At 60.8% G+C, this 237-nt stretch carries 1 protein-coding gene; it reads right to left on the bottom strand.

Annotated elements, in window-relative coordinates; translation table 11 throughout:
- Window positions 1-237, bottom strand: a 237-nt coding sequence (locus tag ACP7FG_RS13220; protein ID WP_439226667.1) for a hypothetical protein, incomplete at both ends; no start/stop codon positions are given.

Below are 237 nucleotides of genomic sequence, written 5' to 3'. Positions count from 1 at the left end.
GCTTGGCCTCGGCATTCACAGCCTTAACCGGATCACCAATGGTGAGGTTGGAAATGCCGGCAGGGGAGACCAAGGAGGGCAGGTCTTGGGTGACAGCGCCGACGACACCGATGCGCACCCAATCCTTGACGATGATCGTCGACGCTTTGAGGGGAGCCGCCACTTTCGTGGTGCCCTTTTCGTAGACGTTGGCGCCGAGGTAGGGGCTGTTGAGATGAGGCACGATGCGCTCGGCTA

The sequence above is a fragment of the Idiomarina sp. ST10R2A5 genome, assembly GCF_051842325.1.
Taxonomy (GTDB): Bacteria; Pseudomonadota; Gammaproteobacteria; order Enterobacterales; family Alteromonadaceae; genus Idiomarina; species Idiomarina abyssalis.
The sequence above is the reverse complement of the archived record's forward strand: the minus strand, read 5'-3'. Positions and strand labels throughout refer to the sequence as shown.